This is a genomic window from Moraxella pluranimalium, from assembly GCF_002014825.1.
In the GTDB taxonomy this organism is placed as follows: Bacteria; Pseudomonadota; Gammaproteobacteria; order Pseudomonadales; family Moraxellaceae; genus Moraxella; species Moraxella pluranimalium.
This window is the reverse complement of the sequence record NZ_MUYU01000022.1, coordinates 24062-41843: the sequence shown is the minus strand read 5'-3', so window position 1 is coordinate 41843 and position 17782 is coordinate 24062. Positions and strand designations below refer to the sequence as shown.

General features: G+C 48.0%; 19 protein-coding genes and 4 tRNA genes. 18 read left to right on the top strand and 5 right to left on the bottom strand.

The features are described from left to right. The first annotated feature begins 377 nt into the window (after nt 1-377). Genes bioA through dtd form a run of 5 tightly spaced genes read left to right on the top strand, consistent with a single transcriptional unit; the run spans nt 378 to nt 4846 of the window. A complete protein-coding gene (gene bioA / locus B0680_RS08645; protein ID WP_143821404.1) occupies nt 378-1664 on the top strand; it encodes an adenosylmethionine--8-amino-7-oxononanoate transaminase in 1287 nt (428 codons plus the stop codon). Continuing rightward, a complete protein-coding gene (locus B0680_RS08640; protein ID WP_078254698.1) occupies nt 1657-2865 on the top strand; it encodes an aminotransferase class I/II-fold pyridoxal phosphate-dependent enzyme in 1209 nt (402 codons plus the stop codon). Before bioA ends, B0680_RS08640 begins: the two co-directional genes overlap by 8 nt. Further along, a complete protein-coding gene (bioC, locus tag B0680_RS08635; protein WP_078254697.1) occupies nt 2862-3650 on the top strand; it encodes a malonyl-ACP O-methyltransferase BioC in 789 nt (262 codons plus the stop codon). The genes B0680_RS08640 and bioC overlap by 4 nt, the downstream gene beginning before the upstream one ends. Before the next feature lie 26 nt (nt 3651-3676). Next, the gene (bioD, locus tag B0680_RS08630; RefSeq protein ID WP_228143784.1) at nt 3677-4366 is read left to right on the top strand and encodes a dethiobiotin synthase; all 690 of its coding nucleotides are present in this window, start codon (nt 3677-3679) and stop codon (nt 4364-4366) included. A 27-nt stretch (nt 4367-4393) separates the two neighbouring features. Continuing rightward, nucleotides 4394-4846: a D-aminoacyl-tRNA deacylase gene (dtd, locus tag B0680_RS08625; RefSeq protein ID WP_078254696.1), complete on the top strand. Its 453-nt coding sequence runs from the start codon at nt 4394-4396 to the stop codon at nt 4844-4846. A gap of 38 nt (nt 4847-4884) precedes the next feature. Here the strand turns inward: dtd and B0680_RS08620 are convergent, their stop codons facing one another. Then, the gene (locus B0680_RS08620) at nt 4885-5472 is read right to left on the bottom strand and encodes an NUDIX hydrolase (RefSeq protein ID WP_078254695.1); all 588 of its coding nucleotides are present in this window, start codon (nt 5470-5472) and stop codon (nt 4885-4887) included. Nucleotides 5473-5543: 71 nt separating this feature from the next. Here B0680_RS08620 and B0680_RS08615 point away from each other — a divergent pair, with 71 nt between their 5' ends. Beyond that, on the top strand, nt 5544-6329 hold the full coding sequence (locus B0680_RS08615; RefSeq protein WP_078254694.1) for an NUDIX hydrolase: 786 nt from the start codon (nt 5544-5546) through the stop codon (nt 6327-6329). A gap of 97 nt (nt 6330-6426) precedes the next feature. On the opposite strand, the gene rsfS is transcribed toward B0680_RS08615, so the two are convergent. The 3 genes from rsfS to B0680_RS10835 are packed head-to-tail and all read right to left on the bottom strand — an operon-like array spanning nt 6427 to nt 7832. Beyond that, entirely contained in the window at nt 6427-6795 is a 369-nt protein-coding gene (gene rsfS, locus B0680_RS08610) for a ribosome silencing factor (RefSeq protein WP_078254693.1), read from the bottom strand. A 43-nt stretch (nt 6796-6838) separates the two neighbouring features. After that, nucleotides 6839-7510 carry a nicotinate (nicotinamide) nucleotide adenylyltransferase gene (gene nadD, locus B0680_RS08605; protein WP_158078316.1) on the bottom strand — a complete coding sequence of 224 codons (672 nt, stop codon included), beginning with the start codon at nt 7508-7510 and terminating at the stop codon, nt 6839-6841. Beyond that, nucleotides 7482-7832 (bottom strand): hypothetical protein, encoded by a 351-nt coding sequence (locus B0680_RS10835; RefSeq protein WP_078254691.1) that lies wholly within the window; start codon nt 7830-7832, stop codon nt 7482-7484. Before B0680_RS10835 ends, nadD begins: the two co-directional genes overlap by 29 nt. A gap of 178 nt (nt 7833-8010) precedes the next feature. Here B0680_RS10835 and uvrA point away from each other — a divergent pair, with 178 nt between their 5' ends. The 8 genes from uvrA (at nt 8011) to tuf (ending at nt 14310) form a co-directional block, all read left to right on the top strand. After that, entirely contained in the window at nt 8011-10917 is a 2907-nt protein-coding gene (gene uvrA / locus B0680_RS08595) for an excinuclease ABC subunit UvrA (RefSeq protein ID WP_078254690.1), read from the top strand. Nucleotides 10918-11037: 120 nt separating this feature from the next. Then, nucleotides 11038-11802 (top strand): single-stranded DNA-binding protein, encoded by a 765-nt coding sequence (ssb, locus tag B0680_RS08590; RefSeq protein ID WP_078254689.1) that lies wholly within the window; start codon nt 11038-11040, stop codon nt 11800-11802. 280 nt (nt 11803-12082) lie between these two features. Then, nucleotides 12083-12158, top strand: a tRNA-Thr gene (locus B0680_RS08585). An 80-nt stretch (nt 12159-12238) separates the two neighbouring features. Next, nucleotides 12239-12322 (top strand) — tRNA-Tyr (locus B0680_RS08580). 25 nt (nt 12323-12347) lie between these two features. After that, a tRNA-Gly gene (locus B0680_RS08575) sits at nt 12348-12421 on the top strand. A 7-nt stretch (nt 12422-12428) separates the two neighbouring features. Beyond that, nucleotides 12429-12503, top strand: a tRNA-Thr gene (locus B0680_RS08570). A gap of 308 nt (nt 12504-12811) precedes the next feature. Further along, nucleotides 12812-12988: a hypothetical protein gene (locus tag B0680_RS10885; protein ID WP_169835337.1), complete on the top strand. Its 177-nt coding sequence runs from the start codon at nt 12812-12814 to the stop codon at nt 12986-12988. 131 nt (nt 12989-13119) lie between these two features. Further along, a complete protein-coding gene (gene tuf, locus B0680_RS08565) occupies nt 13120-14310 on the top strand; it encodes an elongation factor Tu (RefSeq protein ID WP_078254688.1) in 1191 nt (396 codons plus the stop codon). Nucleotides 14311-14456: 146 nt separating this feature from the next. Here the strand turns inward: tuf and ygfZ are convergent, their stop codons facing one another. Next, the gene (gene ygfZ, locus B0680_RS08560) at nt 14457-15185 is read right to left on the bottom strand and encodes a CAF17-like 4Fe-4S cluster assembly/insertion protein YgfZ (protein ID WP_078254687.1); all 729 of its coding nucleotides are present in this window, start codon (nt 15183-15185) and stop codon (nt 14457-14459) included. 183 nt (nt 15186-15368) lie between these two features. Here ygfZ and B0680_RS08555 point away from each other — a divergent pair, with 183 nt between their 5' ends. The 4 genes from B0680_RS08555 to hemL all read left to right on the top strand — a co-directional run bounded on the left by B0680_RS08555 (nt 15369) and on the right by hemL (nt 17691). Then, nucleotides 15369-15707: a zinc ribbon domain-containing protein YjdM gene (locus B0680_RS08555; RefSeq protein WP_078254686.1), complete on the top strand. Its 339-nt coding sequence runs from the start codon at nt 15369-15371 to the stop codon at nt 15705-15707. A 7-nt stretch (nt 15708-15714) separates the two neighbouring features. Beyond that, nucleotides 15715-16092: an SH3 domain-containing protein gene (locus B0680_RS08550; RefSeq protein WP_078254685.1), complete on the top strand. Its 378-nt coding sequence runs from the start codon at nt 15715-15717 to the stop codon at nt 16090-16092. A gap of 15 nt (nt 16093-16107) precedes the next feature. Further along, nucleotides 16108-16314 (top strand): hypothetical protein, encoded by a 207-nt coding sequence (locus B0680_RS08545; RefSeq protein ID WP_078254684.1) that lies wholly within the window; start codon nt 16108-16110, stop codon nt 16312-16314. A gap of 90 nt (nt 16315-16404) precedes the next feature. Further along, nucleotides 16405-17691, top strand: coding sequence for a glutamate-1-semialdehyde 2,1-aminomutase (gene hemL / locus B0680_RS08540; RefSeq protein WP_078254683.1), 1287 nt, complete (start codon nt 16405-16407; stop codon nt 17689-17691). Nucleotides 17692-17782 lie beyond the last annotated feature (91 nt).

The window sequence follows — 17782 nt, the reverse complement described above, 5'->3', positions numbered from 1 at the left end:
TTAAAATCAATAAGTTATAAATAGAGTTTGGATTACTCCGTCTCCGCCATCCATGATTTTTGCAAAGATTTGCAACAAAGTACAAAGACAAGCAAACACCTACCAAACCCCTTGAAAATACTAGCTTTCAAGGGGTTTTTTGATGCCTGTTTGTGCGATGATAAAGTAGGGAAAATGCCATCAAGCACCAACTTTTAAGGGTATCAAAAGGGGTAGCGGTAACCGATAACAGTACACCAGACAGTACAGACGGCACAAAAGCCAAACAACGCCAAACCGCTTGCGATGGTTTTGTGGCAACAGTTGTGCATCAATTTGCTTTGTTTTGCTATGCTGTGTGCTATAATTTGCTTTTCTTGACCATGTAGATGACCGCCATGACCTTACCCACGGATGATTTTGATACCGCTCACATTTGGCATCCTTATACATCGATGACCCGGCCAATCCCTGCGCTTAAGGTAGCACGGGCGGACGGCTGTTTGATTTATCTAGAAGATGGTACGGTGCTGATTGACGGGATGTCGTCTTGGTGGTGCGCCATTCATGGTTACAATCACCCTGTGCTCAATCAAGCAGTCCAAGACCAGCTTACCAAGATGTCGCACATCATGTTTGGCGGTCTGACGCACGAGCCTGCCATCGAGCTTGCTCGGCTGTTAATCGACATCACGCCATCGCCACTTGAGCATATCTTTTTTGCTGATTCGGGGTCGGTGGCGGTCGAAGTGGCGCTCAAGATGGCGGTGCAATATCAGCACGCACAGGGCAAGCCTGCCAAATCCAATATCATCACCACCCATTCAGGCTATCATGGCGATACTTGGAATGCCATGAGTGTCTGCGACCCAGTGACAGGGATGCATGGGCTGTTTGGCGAGAGTCTGCCCAAGCGAATTTTTGTACCGGCGCCGAGCATCCGCCCTGATGAGACATGGTCAGATGATGAGATGCTACCTGTACGCCAAGCTTTTGCCGAGCATGGTGAGTCTTTGGCGGCATTTATCATTGAGCCTGTGGTGCAGGGCGCAGGCGGGATGCGTTTTTATCATCCCAATTACCTAAAAGCCATCCGTGCGCTGTGCGATGAGTATGGCGTGCTACTGATTTTTGATGAGATTGCTACAGGCTTTGGGCGGACGGGCAAATTATTCGCCTGTGAGCACGCCGATGTCACGCCTGATATTCTGTGTCTTGGCAAGGCATTAACAGGTGGCTATATGACGCTGTCGGCGACTTTGACCACACGCCAAGTGGCGCATACTATCAGTAATGGCGAAGCAGGCGTGTTCATGCATGGCCCGACATTTATGGCAAATCCACTAGCGTGCCGTGTGGCATTGGCAAGTACGCAGTTATTATTATCCCAAGAGTGGCAAGCCAAAGTAGCGAGCATCGCACAGCAGTGCCAAGCTAAGCTTGAGCCACTTAGACAGCTACCCATCGTGGCGGATGTGCGGGTGCTTGGGGCGATTGCGGTGGTGGAGCTGACCCACACGGTGGATATGCGCTGGATACAGGCGCAGTGCGTCGCTCGGGGGATTTGGATTCGACCGTTTGGGCGTCTGGTGTATTTGATGCCACCATTTGCCATCAGTGATGATGAGCTTGATACATTGCTGACGCAGATGGTGCAGATGATTGGAGAGATGGCGGATGTCTGAGCAGATATTAGCGCATTTTGCTGATAAGCTTGCAAGGCTCAAGCAAGCGCACAACCATCGCAGTTTTCGTCAGCTACAGCATCAAGGGACGCACATCCATCTGGGTGGTCAAAAGCTTGTCAATCTAGCGAGCAATGACTACTTGGGCGTGGCAAGTGATGAGCGCTTGCAGGCAGAGTTTTTGGCATCACAGCATGAGTATTTACCACTTGGCTCGTCATCATCACGGCTATTGACGGGGAATTTTGGGGTATATGAATCGCTTGAAGCACGGATGAGCTCGCTGTTTTTGGGTCGCTCGTGTTTGCTATTTAATAGTGGTTATCATGTTAATGTGGGGATTTTGCCGGCGATTTGTGATGCCCGCACGCTGATTTTGGCGGATAAATTGGTACACGCAAGCATCATCGATGGGATGCGTTTGGCAGCTGCCAATGGCACTAAGTGCGTGCGTTATCAGCACCAAAATTTCACTCAGCTTGAGACGCTTATCCAAAAATATCATGACGATAAGGACATCGAGCGTATTGTGATTGTCACCGAGTCGATTTTTAGCATGGATGGCGATGTGACGGATTTGACCGCTTTGGTGCGTCTAAAGACAAGCCATCCCAAGCTTATGCTGTATATCGATGAAGCGCACGCCATCGGGGTGTGCGGTGAGCGGGGGCTGGGCTGTAGCGAAGTTTTTGGCTGTATTGATGAGATTGATTTGATTGTTGGGGCGTTTGGCAAGGCGATGGCGTCGGTGGGCGGCTATGTGATTTGCCATGAGACGATTAAGGATTATCTGATTAACGCCATGCGTCCACTGATTTTTAGCACGGCTTTACCACCGTTGAATATCGCTTGGACGGCATTTGTATTGGATAAAATCATCACGATGCAGTCTGAGCGAGCACGGCTCAAACAACGCTATGAACAGCTGATTACGCACATCAAAAGCTTAGGTCTAGAGTGCCCATCAAATAGCCAAATCGTGCCCATTATCCTAAAGGACAACGAGCGTACGATGCGTGCCACAGCACAGCTTGCCGAGCAGGGATTTTTTGTGCTTGGGGTGCGACCGCCGACCGTCCCGCAGAATCAATCACGGCTGAGAATCTGCCTAAATAGCGCCATCAGTGATGATGAGTTTGAGCGATTTTGTCAAGTCATCACCGCATTTGGCGATGGCGATGCTTGGGATGCCAAGGTATGACATCATCGGATAATTTGGGCAAGCAAGCGGACACTCAGGCAATCGCCAAGCGATTTGACCAAGCTTATCACAGCTATCGCACGCACGCCACCGTACAGGCGGATATGGCTCGTCGCCTGATGGCGTCATTGGTGGCGTACAGTCAGCGGACGCACTTTGGGCGGGTGCTTGAGATTGGCTGCGGCAGTGGGCTGTTGACCGATGAATTTGCCAAAGTCTGTACGGCGGATGAGATGTATCTCAATGATTTATACCCACAAATTTGCCACAATCCCAAGCCGTCACAGCTAGCCGATGCCCATTATCAGTATCTGATTGGTGATGCACGGACATTGGCTTTGCCCGATGGCTTGGAGTTGATTATCTCAGGGGCGGCGATGCAGTGGATGTATCCGCTTGATACATTGATGGATAAGCTGTATCAATCGCTAGGCTCAGGTGGCTATGTGGCACTCAGCACCTTTGGGCCGCAGAATCTGTGGCAAATCAAGCACTTAACGGGGCAGGGGCTGACTTATCATAGTGCGGATGAATTATCTGTGATACTGACGAAGGCAGGCTTTGGGCTTGATATGATGATGGAATATGAACAGACGCTGTCGTTTGACACACCGGTGGCGGTGCTTAGACATTTACAACAAACGGGCGTGACAGCGACATCATCACAGTTTCGCTGGACGAAACAACGCTTGCAGGCATTTTGTCAGGAGTATCATGCCATGAGTGATGGGCAGGGCGTTGCCTTGACTTATCAGCCGATGCTCATCATTGTACACAAAGTATGACGATTATTTAAATAGGAAAATGTACCATGACAGCACCCATGCAGTTGCCGACGGGGACTTATTTTGTCACAGGGATTGACACCGACATCGGCAAGACCATCGCCACAGGCTATATCGCAAGACAGCTACATGATGCTGGCTGTCGTGTCATCACCCAAAAACTTATCCAAACTGGTTGTCAATCGCAGGCAGATGACATCATCACCCACCGAGCGATGATGGGTGTGCCACTCTTGGCAGAAGATAGCGAACGCCTGACCATGCCGATGGTGCTCAGCTACCCTGCATCACCGCATTTGGCGAGCCAAATCGATGGCGTGGCGGTGGACTTGGACGCCATCCGCCATAGCACACAGGTGCTGTCATCACGCTATGATGTGGTACTGGTCGAAGGTGCGGGCGGCTTGATGGTGCCACTACTTGATTGTACAGCAGATAGCGATGGCGATGATGGCTTGGTGATTGATTATATTGCCAAGCAAGGCTATCCTGTGATTTTGGTGACATCGGGCAGGCTTGGCAGTATCAATCATACCTTGCTAAGCCTGCAAGCATTGGCGCGCTATGGACTGACCGTGTTTGCCGTCGCTTATAATCTTAACGATGATAGCCAAGATACCATCATTGCCGATGATACCAAGCGATATCTGCAAGCTTATCTTGCCAAGTATCATCCGCAGGCGAAGTGGTGGCAAATCCCTGTTTTTAAAAACTAAGATGACAACTTAATCAAGGAAAAATCCATGAAAGCACTGATTCAACGAGTCACCCACGCCCAAGTCGATGTCGATGGGCAGACGATTGGACAGATTGATGCAGGCGTGCTTGCCTACATCGGCATCGGGCATGATGATGATTATGACAAGGCGTGTCGCTTGGTGGATAAGATATTAAGCTATCGCATTTTTGAGAATACCACCGATGCTGATAAGCTTGGCAAGCTTGACAAAAGTGTCGTCGATGTCGGTGGCGGACTGCTACTGGTATCGCAATTTACGCTGATGGCAAAGACGGACAAGGGTCGTCGCCCAGATTTCGCCCCTGCGATGCCGCCTGCTGCGGCAAATGAGCTGTTCGCACGGCTGATTGATTATGCCAAATCTCAGCACCACACGGTCGCCACAGGGCAATTTGGCGCTAATATGCAGGTCATCGCCCAAAACGATGGGCCGATTAATTTTATTTTGGAAGTGTGATTTGCTGTATAGTTCGGTGATTTTTTTTGCCAAACCTATCAAGTCAATTCATCCACCACAATCTCATCTAAGGCGATTTGGTGTAGTGGATAATTGGCAAAGTCATTGGGGTCAAGCCCTTGGTCGATGATGGCTTGTTTGTCCGCCAAATAATGCTCCAGTGTTAAGCGAATGGTGCGAAACGCAAGTTCATCCCACGGAATGTCTGACTCATCAAACAAAGCACACTCAAGGCTCTCCACACCCACGCCAAAGCGACCATCCGCCGTGAGATTGGATAAATACATCGCATGAATCTGCCCCAAAAACGGCAAATCAAATAAGCAGTACAATTTGGCATCAGTGGCAATGGCGGCGGCTTCTTCGATGGTCTCACGCAGTGCGCCTTCGAGCATGGTTTCGCCAATTTCCATAAAGCCTGCCGGCAGCGTCCATTTGCCATATTGTGGCTCAATGGCTCGGCGACACATCAGCACTTGGTCGTGATGGCGTACGAGCGCACCGCAGATCATCTTGGGGTTTTCGTAGTGGATGTAATGGCAGGCAGGGCAGACGATGCGTACTTTACTGTCGCCGGGCGGGATGATTTCTTGGGCTTGGGTGCCACAGTGTAGGCAATAGGGCATAAGCTTAAGCCTTGACTTTTAATGAGTGATAATTTAGTTTAAAACAAATCAATCACAATTACAAATCTGTTATGCCAAATTTTACCGATACCACCGCCCCAATTACCGACCAACTTACCACCCAAGCGCCCAAGTTCATTGATCGTGAAGCGTGCGTGTGTGATGATGGGCAATTTGCGCCATTATCCCAAGCATTATCCGACTATTGGCAAGCAGGCGGGCAAGAAGTACTGCCCTTATCCAAAGGGGATAATCAGCTACTCTCAGCCGATGTCGTCGCCAAATCCGAATCGGCACAAAACACCGCACCCCTGCCTGATGCTTGCGTGCTCGTCGCCATCAGTGATGAGCCTGTGCCACGCCTGCTTTTGACACGCCGTGCGGTGAATCTGAACAGTCATGCTGGCGAAGTGTCATTCGTCGGCGGTAAGCGAGATGATGCTGATGCGTCTAGCCTGTCGGTGGCGTGCCGTGAAGCTTTTGAAGAAGTGGGGCTAAATCAGCATCACATATCGCTGATTGGCTATCTGCCGATGCAGATGTCTCGCAGTGGGCTGTTTGTGCGTCCTGTGGTGGCAAGCATCGAGCAGTCGGCGATGGATGGCTTGATTGCCAATCAAGATGAGATTGATGCGATATTTTGGCTAAATTTTGAGCAGATACTCACGCCGCCAGTGGACTTTGCGATGTCAAGACTTGTCGGCACACAGCGATTTACTCTACATACCCCAGCATGGCTTGGTGATGATGGTGCAGGCGAGCAGGTGGTGTGGGGGCTGACGGCTCGGATTTTGGCAAATCTTGCCGAGATTGGCTATGGGCAGGTGTATCCGTGGTATTATCGGCTGCGGGTGTGAATGGTGGCTGTTGGCTTATATATCTTAAAGGTATAAAAAAACCGTTCATACTGTCGCTATCGTTTGGCTTGGTATGAACGGGTTTTTGTCAATCGGCTTAGTCCTTCGGCGCAACTGCCAAAGCACGCAAGGCATCTGGTGATGACCATAAGCCTTCTAAGTCATAAAACTCACGCGCCTGTGGTGTCATTACATGGACGACCACAGAGCCTAAATCAACCAGTGTCCAGTCGCTGTCTTTGTCGCCTTCACGACCCAGTGGCATCAGCCCCGCTTCTTTGGTGGCAGCGCCAAGCTTGTCAGCTAGGGCTTTGACATGACGCTTGGAAGTGGCTTCACAGATGATGATGCGTTCGGCGACTTCGGTCAAGTGCTCGACGGATAAAGTGGTGATGTTTTTAGCTTTTAGGTCATCAAGCGTCTCAATGACCAGTGCTAAGGTTTGTTCTAAGGTTAAAGTTGTCATAACTATCATAAATCAATCGGAAAACTTGCTATTATAACATGCTTTAGCCATCTTGGTATAGCTGATGTGTATCAATATAGTCAATGACGGCAGGGTGTAGATAGTGCGCTAGTGTGTCCGTCTTGCCATCACCGATGAGCTGTCGGATGTGGCTTGATGACATGGCGTCAATCGGCGTATCATCCAGATAAATCTTGCCATCTTGCGCCAAAAATTTATCCAAATCCGTCGTACATCGAGCCATCAGCGTATCGCTCGGCGTACCTGTCTCGCCAACCCGAGCAAATGCCCAAAATTTCACCATATCGGCTAACGCTTCACCGCCACGCCATCTGGGTAGGCTAACTAAGCTATCAAAACCAATCACAAAAATCAGTACATCATCAGGATAAGTAGCGTGCAGATGGGCGATGGTATCAATGGTATAAATCGGCGGTGGCTGTGTCAGCTCATAGTCATCGATGGCAATGGGCAAATCCTGCGTGGCAAGCGATAGCATCGAGAGCCGATGTGCGCTCGCTGTCGGTGCACCCTTAAAGGGATTGCCGGCGGTGGGCAGTAGGCAGAGCGTGATGCCGTCCGCACCAAGTTTGGCAGACAGTTGTGTATAGACAGCCATCGCCATGTGCAGATGCGAGCGGTGGACAGGGTCAAACGAGCCACCCAGATAGATGCGATAAGCCATCTTAGTCTTGATTGAGATGGCTTGGGTCAAGGGTGGGGTGCTTATGCAGTGCTTGTCCAGTACGCCAGCCGTCTTCATCACCGAAGTACAATAAGCCTTGTTCATCATCTCGATAGAATTTGAGCGTATTGCCTTTTGGGTCTGTGACGACAAGCGTATCAACGATTTCTTGGCATAGGCGCTTGATGTCATCTTCGTGATTGCCAAGCGTCGGACGAGTGATGGCGTGCAGGGTTTGGCGCTGCTCGTCACTTAGCATGGGATGTTTTTGGTCACGAGCCAGAATACGCTCGGCGATTTGTTTGGCATAAGTGACCGAAAAGTCTTTTGGATCAAGGGTTAAAAAAAACATAACAAGACTCACAATACATCAAAATACAGCCTATATCATACATCAAATCAATGATGATGGCTTGGTTTGATGGTATAAAAATTGTTGTAATGCCTTACAATTTGCCACTTTAAAATCCATCAACCGCACCCCATAATGCCTTATAATACTCATTTTAAAATATCAAAAAGGCAAGTCTATGGCACACGATAAAATCGCCATCCGTGGCGCACGCACGCACAATCTCAAAAATATCGATGTCGATATCCCCCGTGATAAATTCGTGGTCATCACCGGCCTGTCAGGCTCGGGCAAATCATCGCTTGCCTTTGATACGCTATATGCCGAAGGTCAGCGCCGTTATGTCGAGAGCTTATCGGCGTATGCTCGCCAGTTTCTTAGCCAAATGGAAAAGCCCGATGTTGATAGCATCGAAGGGCTATCCCCTGCCATCGCCATCGAACAAAAATCCACCAACCACAACCCCCGCTCGACGGTCGGCACGATTACCGAAGTGTATGACTATCTGCGCCTATTGTTTGCTCGTGTGGGCGTGCCACATTGCCCTGAGCATGGCGAGCCGATGGTGGCGCAGACGGTGAGTGAGATGGTCGATGGTGTGCTCGGTTTGCCTGCCGATACTAGGCTTATGATTCTTGCGCCTGTGGTGCGTGAACGCAAAGGCGAGCACACGGCGCTACTTGAGCAGCTGCCATCACAGGGCTTTACGAAGGTGCGTATCGATGGCGTGATTTATGATACCGATGAATTGCCAAGTCTAGAAAAAAACAAAAAACACAGCATCGAAGTGGTGGTTGATCGCTTTAAGGTGCGCGATGATTTGGGCAATCGTGTGGCTGAGAGCCTTGAGACAGCGCTCAAGCTTGGCAATGACATCGCCATTTTGTATCACATGGATGGCAATCCTGATGGCGATGATGAGCAGATTTTATCCGCCAAGCACTCATGCCCTGTGTGTGATCGTGCGGTGAGTGAGCTTGAGCCACGCTTGTTTAGTTTTAATAACCCAGCTGGGGCGTGTCCTGCCTGTGATGGCTTGGGCAAGCGTCAATATTTCGCCGCAGAACGCATCGTCACCCATCCCGAAAAATCGCTCAATCAAGGGGCGATTCACGGCTGGGATAAACGCCATGCCTATTATTTTGGGCTACTTAGCACCGTGTGCCGTCATTTTGATATCGATATGGATGCGCCGTGGCAAGCGCTACCTGCCAAACAGCAAGGTATTATTCTAAATGGCTCGGGCAAAGAAAAAATCGAATTTCAGTTCACCGACGAGCGGGGACGAAAAAGCACTAAGACCGTGCCATTTGAAGGGATCTTGCCGTATCTAGAGCGCCGTTATGCCACGACGACGAGTAATTTGGTACGTGATGAATTGGCACAATATCTGTCGGACACGGCGTGTAATGTCTGTGATGGCGTGCGTCTCAATGACATTGCCCGTCATGTGCAGGTCGATGGCAAAGGTATTGGTGAGATTATCCATCTGCCGATTGGCGATGCGTGGCAGTATTACGAAAATCTGCACATTGATGGCGCAAAAGGCGAAGTGGCGGATAAGATTTTCAAAGAAATCCGTGAACGCTTGGGCTTTTTGACCAAAGTGGGGCTAGAATATCTGACCCTAGCTCGCAGCGCCGAGACGCTCTCAGGCGGTGAAGCACAGCGCATCCGCCTAGCTAGCCAAATCGGTGCAGGCTTGATGGGCGTGATGTATGTGCTTGATGAGCCATCCATCGGTCTGCATCAGCGAGATAATGACCGCTTGCTATCGACTTTGACGCATTTGCGAGATTTGGGCAATACTGTTGTGGTCGTCGAGCATGACGAAGATGCCATCCGCCAAGCCGATCACATCATCGACATCGGTGTCGGTGCAGGCGTGCACGGTGGGCGAGTGGTCGCTCAAGGCACAGCCAAACAAATCGCCGCCACCAAAGGTTCATTGACCGGTGAATATCTGTCGGGCAAGCGCCGTATCGAAGTGCCAAGCGTCCGCCATACGCCTGCCACCATCACGGTTGAGACCGGCAAAGGTAAGGCTAAAACCAGTCATGATGAGCCACTGTACATCGAGCTACAGGGAGCTTGTGGCAATAACCTAAAGAATGTCAATCTATCCATCCCAATCGGTGTGATGACCTGTATCACAGGCGTGTCAGGCTCGGGCAAATCGACCTTGATTAACCGCACCTTGATGCCGCTAGCTGCCACAGCACTCAACAACGCCACGACACTCGTACCCGAAAAATACGACACCATCACAGGGCTTGAGCATCTGGATAAGATGGTGGACATCGACCAAAGCCCGATTGGACGCACCCCACGCAGTAACCCTGCCACTTATACAGGCGTATTTACCTTGATTCGTGATTTATTCACGCAGACGCCCGAAGCACGCGCTCGTGGCTACAAGGCAGGGCGATTTAGTTTCAATGTCAAAGGCGGTCGCTGTGAGTCTTGTCAAGGGGATGGCTTGATTAAGGTTGAGATGCACTTTTTGCCAGATATGTATGTGCCGTGCGATGCCTGTCATGGCAAACGCTACAACCGTGAAACGCTCGAAGTCAAATACAAAGGCAAATCCATCAGTGATGTGCTTGATATGACGGTCGAAGAGGCGATGGCGTTCTTTGAGGCGATTCCGGTGATTCATCGCAGACTTGAGGCACTGCATGAAGTGGGACTAGATTACATCCGTCTGGGTCAATCGGCGACAACGCTGTCAGGCGGTGAGGCGCAGCGTGTCAAGCTTGCCAAAGAGCTTGCCAAACGAGACACCGGCAAGACCTTATACATCCTAGATGAGCCGACCACAGGGCTACATTTTCATGACATTGCCAAGCTACTACACATCTTGCACACCTTGCGTGACCGTGGCAATACCATTGTGGTGATTGAGCATAATTTGGATGTCATCAAAACAGCCGACTGGATTGTCGATTTGGGCTATGAAGGCGGTAGCGGTGGCGGTGAAATCGTCGCCACAGGCACGCCAGAGACGGTGGCAATGGATGATAAGTCGCATACGGGCAGATTCTTAAAGCCGATGTTGGATGCGGCTAAATCTTTGACAAAATAATTTGTAAATTTGCCAAAAACCCCTAGCAATTTTACTATAAATTTCGTAAAGTAAGCAGGAAAATTGATGCGATAATTTCAGCTGATTTTTAGTGAGTTTAACAACAACAAAGGAAAGCGTATGAGCGTAAATAAGGTCATTCTTGTGGGTAACTTAGGTAACGACCCAGAAGTGAAGCAGTTTGATAATGGTGGTATGATTGCCACCGTATCTATCGCCACATCCGAAAGATGGCGTGACAAGAACACAGGCGAACAGCGTGAGCAGACCGAGTGGCATCGTGTGGTGTTCAATAATCGTCTTGCCGAGATTGCTCAGCAATTCTTGCGCAAAGGCTCTCAGGTCTATGTCGAAGGCAGTCTGCGTACTCGCAAATGGACTGACCCACAGACAGGTCAAGAACGCTACAGCACCGAGATTCGTGCTGATAATATGCAGATGCTTGGCAGTCGTGGTGGTAATGACAATGGTGGCGGCTATCAAGGCAATCAAGGCGGTAATTATGGCAACCAATATCAAAATGGCGGCTATAATAATCAAGGTCGTGGTGGTTATCAAAATAACCAAAATCAAGGCTACAACAACCAATTTGCCCAAAACCAAAACTACAACCAACAAGCCTATGCCAACCAAAATATGGGGCAACAGCCACAGGGCAACCCAGCTTATAATCAGGGCATGAATCAAGGCATGAACGGCGGTATGGGTGGTATGAATGCCGGCATGAATAACATGGCGCAGAATAATTCATTCCAACAGCCTGCTCAAGCTGTACCACTGCAAGCACCTGTACAAGCGCCACAGCCATCGGCAAATCAGCCAAGCCCACAAGCGCCTGTCATCAGCCCTGCGACCAATGTCTCAGATGATGATATTCCGTTCTAAATAAAGTCGAGCAATACAAGGCTTAGCCTTATTTGGCTTTGGTTTATCAAAGTATCATCAGCTCAAGTGTGTGCTTGGGCTGATTTTTTTATTTGGCTTATCATATCAACGACATCGTATCACACCAACTTATAAATCAAACGAATAATAAAACAGCAAAAGTATATAAAATAAAACACAATAAAATCAATAACTTATAAACTATTTTAAAAATCAGCCAAAAAAGTGCTTGCATAGATTTCGAAGTATGATATTATACGCACCACTTAGGAAATACACCGCCGGCTTAGCTCAGTTGGTAGAGCAACTGACTTGTAATCAGTAGGTCGCCAGTTCGATTCCGGCAGCCGGCACCATTCCTAAGAAAATATTAGGTAAAGCCCAACATTGGGCTTAATCTTTTACCAGACCAGTAAAAGAGACGCCTAGCCAATTTGGTGGGGTTGGGGAGCGGTCAAACCCAACAGACTGTAACTCTGTCGCGAAAGCTTCGAAGGTTCGAATCCTTCCCCCACCACCATTCTTCCTACCTTGGTTACTACCCTGCGGGTGTAGTTTAGTGGTAGAACCTCAGCCTTCCAAGCTGATGGTGCGGGTTCGATTCCCGCCACCCGCTCCATAATTTCGCTCTTGTAGCTCAGGGGTAGAGCACTCCCTTGGTAAGGGAGAGGTCACGAGTTCAATTCTCGTCAAGAGCTCCATATTTTGAATGATCCTTAAGACGCTTCGTTTTAAGGGTTTTTTATTTTCTAGCCATTTTTTACGATGTATAAGGAGGCATCATGCGATACAACAGCTTACCGTTATTGACTTTAGGTATTTGCTTGGCATGATGTCTAGGACGCATATCAAGCAATTTGAATGCGTCCAAATGTTGTTAGCCTGACATTTGGTCAGGCTTTTTTGTTTTTTGGATGGTCAAAAATTCATTCAATTACGCCAAATTACGCCCCAAATTGCACCAAAGCTACGCCATTTGGACGCCAATCTTAAAAAAACGAGAAAAATAATGACAAAATACACCATCCAATTACCAAAATCAGGCAAGGCACGCAATTTGGCAAGCCTATCACCGCTTATGCAAAAAGGTGGGAAATTTGAAAGCGAAAAACCAACCGCTAAGCATCGCAAGGCGCGACATCAAGCCAAAAAGATGCTTAGGCAGACGGTTTGGCGGTCAGATTAACAAAATAATCCACCCAAATGTATTCAAATACTAATTTCACTATGGTATAATGCGTCAGGATATGGTCATGGTTTTTTGGGCATCGCTCAAGAGCCGACCATGGCGTTTAATTAACAATCGAGGAAACCATCATGGCAAAGGCCAAGTTTGAACGTAACAAGCCACACGTAAACGTTGGTACCATCGGTCACGTTGACCATGGTAAAACCACTCTAACTGCTGCTATTGCGACCGTTGCTGCTAAGCACCACGGTGGTGAAGCAAAAGACTACGCTGCAATTGACTCTGCTCCAGAAGAAAAAGCACGTGGTATTACCATTAACACTTCTCACATCGAGTATGACACTGCTGCGCGTCACTACGCACACGTTGACTGCCCAGGCCACGCTGACTATGTTAAAAACATGATCACTGGTGCTGCACAGATGGACGGCGCTATCCTAGTTGTTGCTGCAACTGACGGCCCAATGCCACAAACTCGTGAGCACATCCTACTATCTCGTCAGGTTGGCGTACCATACATCATGGTATTCATGAACAAGTGTGACCTAGTTGACGACGAAGAGCTTCTAGAGCTAGTAGAAATGGAAGTTCGTGAACTTCTATCTGACTACGACTTCCCAGGTGATGACACGCCAATCATCAAAGGTTCTGCACTACTAGGCCTAAACGGTGACGCTGGTCAATATGGCGAACAAGCTATCCTTGAGCTACTAGACACCCTAGACAGCTACATCCCAGAGCCAGAGCGTGCTGTTGATAAAGCATTCCTAATGCCAATCGAAGACGTATTCTCAATCTCAGGTCGTGGTACTGTTGTCACTGGCCGTGTTGAATCAGGTGTCATCAAAGTTGGTGAAGAGATCGAAATCGTTGGTATCAAACCAACTCAAAAAACTACCTGTACTGGTGTTGAAATGTTCCGTAAACTGCTAGACGAAGGTCGTGCAGGTGAGAACTGTGGTATCCTACTACGTGGTACTAAGCGTGAAGAAGTTCAACGTGGTCAAGTACTTGCTAAGCCAGGTTCAATCACTCCACACACCAAGTTCGACGCAGAAGTATACGTACTATCTAAAGAAGAAGGTGGCCGTCACACTCCATTCCTAAATGGCTATCGTCCACAGTTCTACTTCCGTACTACTGACGTAACTGGTGCAATCACTCTACAAGAAGGCACTGAAATGGTTATGCCAGGCGATAACGTTGAGATGAGCGTTGAGCTAATCCACCCAATCGCTATGGACAAAGGTCTTCGCTTCGCAATCCGTGAAGGCGGCCGTACCGTAGGTGCTGGCGTTGTTGCAACTGTTAAAGACTAATCGTCAAACAGAACAACTAAGCAAAAAAGACAAATCCGAGAGGGTTTGTCTTTTTTTGTTGCTCACAAATCTGATTGATGACAATAAAAAAGCCATGAGAAATGCTCACAGCTGATAATGAATGATAGAGATGTGGATTAGGACAATTAATTAGCCAATCGACCCACATCGGCTTGTAGCGCTGTGGGTAATGGCAATTCTTGCAATTGGTGATTGGCAACCAAAGCTTCAATCACATCCGCACGAGCCACAACCAAAGCTTCAGAGCCATCTAGCGTACTGATGGCATTAACCACACCCAGATGATGTTCTTCTGCTTGCGTCGCAAAAAATTCTACATCGACAGATGCCACACGGTGTAGATACGCCTTTGGACTTGCCTTAAAATACAGTCGCGCGATAATCTCTTGTCCGAGATAACAGCCCTTATCATACGCTACACCGCCACGCTGATGCAGACGCAGTTCTTGCGGTTGGAATTTTTCGCTGGTCTCTTTGTCAATCCAATAGTTGCCTTGAGCGATGCTAAGTAGTTGCCATGCGACATCTGCTTGCATATCATCAAAACCAAAGCTTGGTCGTTCATCGATGATGACGGGATAAATCGGCTGTGGTGCTGATAGGGTGATTTTTGAAAATGCGCCAAATTTTTTGATATGCTTGGCAAATTCATCTGCCAAATCAGCACATAGCACCAAGCCAAAACCATCGGCGATACGACGAATCCATAGCCCAAATTGCACACGGCCTTTTAGATTACAAATCGCTGTCGGCAAAAATTCATCACTGATGCTTGCGGTGTTTGCGGTGATTTGTCCTTGTAAAAATTTATCAGCGTCATTGCCTATTAATTCAAAATAAATAAACTGTGTCATTGTACTTTCCTAATTGATTTATTTAACCCTTGATGGGTGTATTGTTGTGAATAGATGGGGTCAATTTTAACAAATTTTGGCTAAAAGTGTTAAAATTTTGTACGAATTGACAAAGCCAATGACAAAAAAGGGCGAAAATCGGTTACAATAGACAGTTAATTTAAAAAGACCAAAGGTGATATCATGAGCTTACCTGCTTGCCCAAAATGCCACGAAGAATTTACTTATGCAGATGGTGATTTGCTGATTTGCCCAATGTGCGCCCATGAATGGAAAGATGGCGAGTCAAGCGACGAGTTGCCAGTCATCAAAGATGCTGTCGGCAATGTATTGGCTGATGGCGATGCAGTGACGGTGATTAAGGATCTTAAGGTCAAAGGCTCATCAACGCCAATCAAAGTCGGCACCAAAGTCAAATCAATCCGTCTAATCTATGATGCACCCGATGACCACGATATTGACTGCAAAATTGATGGCTTTGGGGCGATGAAACTGAAATCCAGCGTGGTTAAAAAGGCTTAGACTTGCTATGCAATGTTTGGTTTTATACTCACATTACTCCGAAGGTACTTTCCCCACCTTCAAAGCAGGAACAAAACTTGGTGAACTACTACCCTGTCAAAAATATCAAGGTTGGTATAGCACCACTTATAACAATGTAGAATTTTTTGTCTATGGTGGTTTTGTTGACGAAAATAATACCTTAATAGTGGATTACAACCCCACCGAACTAGAAGTTCATCATGGTGACATGGTAGAAGTTTTGGGCTTGTATCAAGGTTGGATTTGGGTAAAAATTACTAGCAAGCACAACAATCAAGGCTCATCTGTTGGGCAAATAGGTTGGCTCCCCAATGAAATTGTTCAAAGCTGTTACACCATCAAAGATTTTAACAACAACCAATGATAAAAAAGGAAAGCCATGCAATATACAGCAATCGCCAAAGATGGTGGTTTGTTTATCCCCAACATCAGTCAATTTGCCCCCAATGAATTATTGACATTGGATATTCAACGCATTGAGCAACTGACTATTGACGACGATAATGAAGATTGTCTAGATGATGTGATTGGTATTTTAAAAGGTGTTGATGGTGTGGCTTTTCAAAATACCTTGCGTGAAGAGTAATTATGTGGCTAATTGATAGTAATTATTTCATCATCTGCCCATAACATTGATAAACCCAATAGACCAACCCTTTCATTAGTAGAGATAACCATGACCCAAACCATTAACGAACAACTATTTGAAAAAGCCAAACGCCACATCGCAGGCGGTGTCAATTCGCCAGTGCGTGCCTTTGCTGGCGTGGGTGGGACGCCTGTGTTTGTTGCGCGCGCGAAGGGTGCGTACATTTACGACACCGAAGATCATGCCTATATCGACTATGTCGGCTCATGGGGCCCGATGATTTTGGGTCATGCGCATGATGATGTCATCACAGCGGTCAAACAAGCTGCCGAAGATGGCTTGTCTTTTGGTGCGCCGACGCCATCAGAGACGACGATGGCGGATTTGATTGCCAGTATCGTGCCGAGCATTGAGCTTGTGCGTATGGTGTCATCAGGCACTGAAGCGACGATGTCGGCGATTCGCTTGGCTCGTGGCTATACGGGTCGTGATAAGATTGTCAAGTTTGAAGGCTGTTATCACGGGCATTCGGACAGCTTACTGGTCAAAGCAGGCTCAGGGATGCTGGACATTGGTGAGCCGACATCAAAGGGCGTGCCTGCGGACTTTGCCAAGCACACGCTCACCTTGCCATATAATGACATCGATGCGCTCAAGGCGTGCTTTGAGAAATTTGGCGATACGCTTGCTTGCGTGATTCTAGAGCCAATCGCAGGCAATATGAACATGGTCATCCCAAGCCAAGAATTTCAACAAACCCTGCGTACACTATGCACCGAGCATGGCGTGGTGCTGATTTTTGATGAAGTGATGACAGGATTTCGTGTGGCATTAGGCGGTGCGCAGTCGCATTTTGGCATCACGCCTGATTTGACGACCTTTGGTAAAATCATCGGCGCAGGCCTGCCGGTGGGTGCATTTGGCGGTAAGCGTGAAATCATGGAATGCATCGCACCACTTGGCGGTGTCTATCAAGCAGGCACATTGTCGGGCAATCCGCTAGCGATGCGTGCAGGTAAGGCGATGTTTGATAAATTGACCCAAGACGGCTTTTATGACGAATTGACTGCCAAGACTGAGTATCTGGTTAAGGGTCTAAAAGATGCCGCTGCCAAGCATGGCGTGGCGTTCCAAGCGTGCTCGGTGGGTGGTATGTTTGGCGTGTTCTTTAGCGACAGCTTACCGCAGAATTTCAATGATGTCGCTACCAAATGCGATGCCAAAAAGTTCGCCAAATTCTTCCATGCCATGCTTGATGAAGGCGTGTATCTTGCGCCATCAGCGTTTGAAGCGGCGTTTATGTCGTCGGCGCACAGCTATGAAGATTTGGATAAGACCATTATGGCTGCGGACAAAGTATTTGCCAGTTTGTAAAATTTTGTCAAATTCAATGACTAATTAAGGCTTGTGGCTTGATTTTAAGACATCAAAAACCATATAGCTCAAATCAAAAATGATTGTAATG

What these genes read in the sequence shown, in the direction of transcription:
- ygfZ (WP_078254687.1), bottom strand. Translation starts at nt 15,185, where the DNA reads ATGACACAGTTTATTTATTTTGAATTAATAGGCAATGACGCTGATAAA.
- bioD (WP_228143784.1), top strand. Translation starts at nt 3,677, where the DNA reads ATGACAGCACCCATGCAGTTGCCGACGGGGACTTATTTTGTCACAGGG.
- bioC (WP_078254697.1), top strand. Translation starts at nt 2,862, where the DNA reads ATGACATCATCGGATAATTTGGGCAAGCAAGCGGACACTCAGGCAATC.
- dtd (WP_078254696.1), top strand. Translation starts at nt 4,394, where the DNA reads ATGAAAGCACTGATTCAACGAGTCACCCACGCCCAAGTCGATGTCGAT.
- B0680_RS08640 (WP_078254698.1), top strand. Translation starts at nt 1,657, where the DNA reads ATGTCTGAGCAGATATTAGCGCATTTTGCTGATAAGCTTGCAAGGCTC.
- B0680_RS08615 (WP_078254694.1), top strand. Translation starts at nt 5,544, where the DNA reads ATGCCAAATTTTACCGATACCACCGCCCCAATTACCGACCAACTTACC.
- B0680_RS10835 (WP_078254691.1), bottom strand. Translation starts at nt 7,832, where the DNA reads ATGTTTTTTTTAACCCTTGATCCAAAAGACTTTTCGGTCACTTATGCC.
- ssb (WP_078254689.1), top strand. Translation starts at nt 11,038, where the DNA reads ATGAGCGTAAATAAGGTCATTCTTGTGGGTAACTTAGGTAACGACCCA.
- B0680_RS10885 (WP_169835337.1), top strand. Translation starts at nt 12,812, where the DNA reads ATGACAAAATACACCATCCAATTACCAAAATCAGGCAAGGCACGCAAT.
- B0680_RS08620 (WP_078254695.1), bottom strand. Translation starts at nt 5,472, where the DNA reads ATGCCCTATTGCCTACACTGTGGCACCCAAGCCCAAGAAATCATCCCG.
- bioA (WP_143821404.1), top strand. Translation starts at nt 378, where the DNA reads ATGACCTTACCCACGGATGATTTTGATACCGCTCACATTTGGCATCCT.
- hemL (WP_078254683.1), top strand. Translation starts at nt 16,405, where the DNA reads ATGACCCAAACCATTAACGAACAACTATTTGAAAAAGCCAAACGCCAC.
- uvrA (WP_078254690.1), top strand. Translation starts at nt 8,011, where the DNA reads ATGGCACACGATAAAATCGCCATCCGTGGCGCACGCACGCACAATCTC.
- B0680_RS08550 (WP_078254685.1), top strand. Translation starts at nt 15,715, where the DNA reads ATGCAATGTTTGGTTTTATACTCACATTACTCCGAAGGTACTTTCCCC.
- tuf (WP_078254688.1), top strand. Translation starts at nt 13,120, where the DNA reads ATGGCAAAGGCCAAGTTTGAACGTAACAAGCCACACGTAAACGTTGGT.
- B0680_RS08545 (WP_078254684.1), top strand. Translation starts at nt 16,108, where the DNA reads ATGCAATATACAGCAATCGCCAAAGATGGTGGTTTGTTTATCCCCAAC.
- rsfS (WP_078254693.1), bottom strand. Translation starts at nt 6,795, where the DNA reads ATGACAACTTTAACCTTAGAACAAACCTTAGCACTGGTCATTGAGACG.
- B0680_RS08555 (WP_078254686.1), top strand. Translation starts at nt 15,369, where the DNA reads ATGAGCTTACCTGCTTGCCCAAAATGCCACGAAGAATTTACTTATGCA.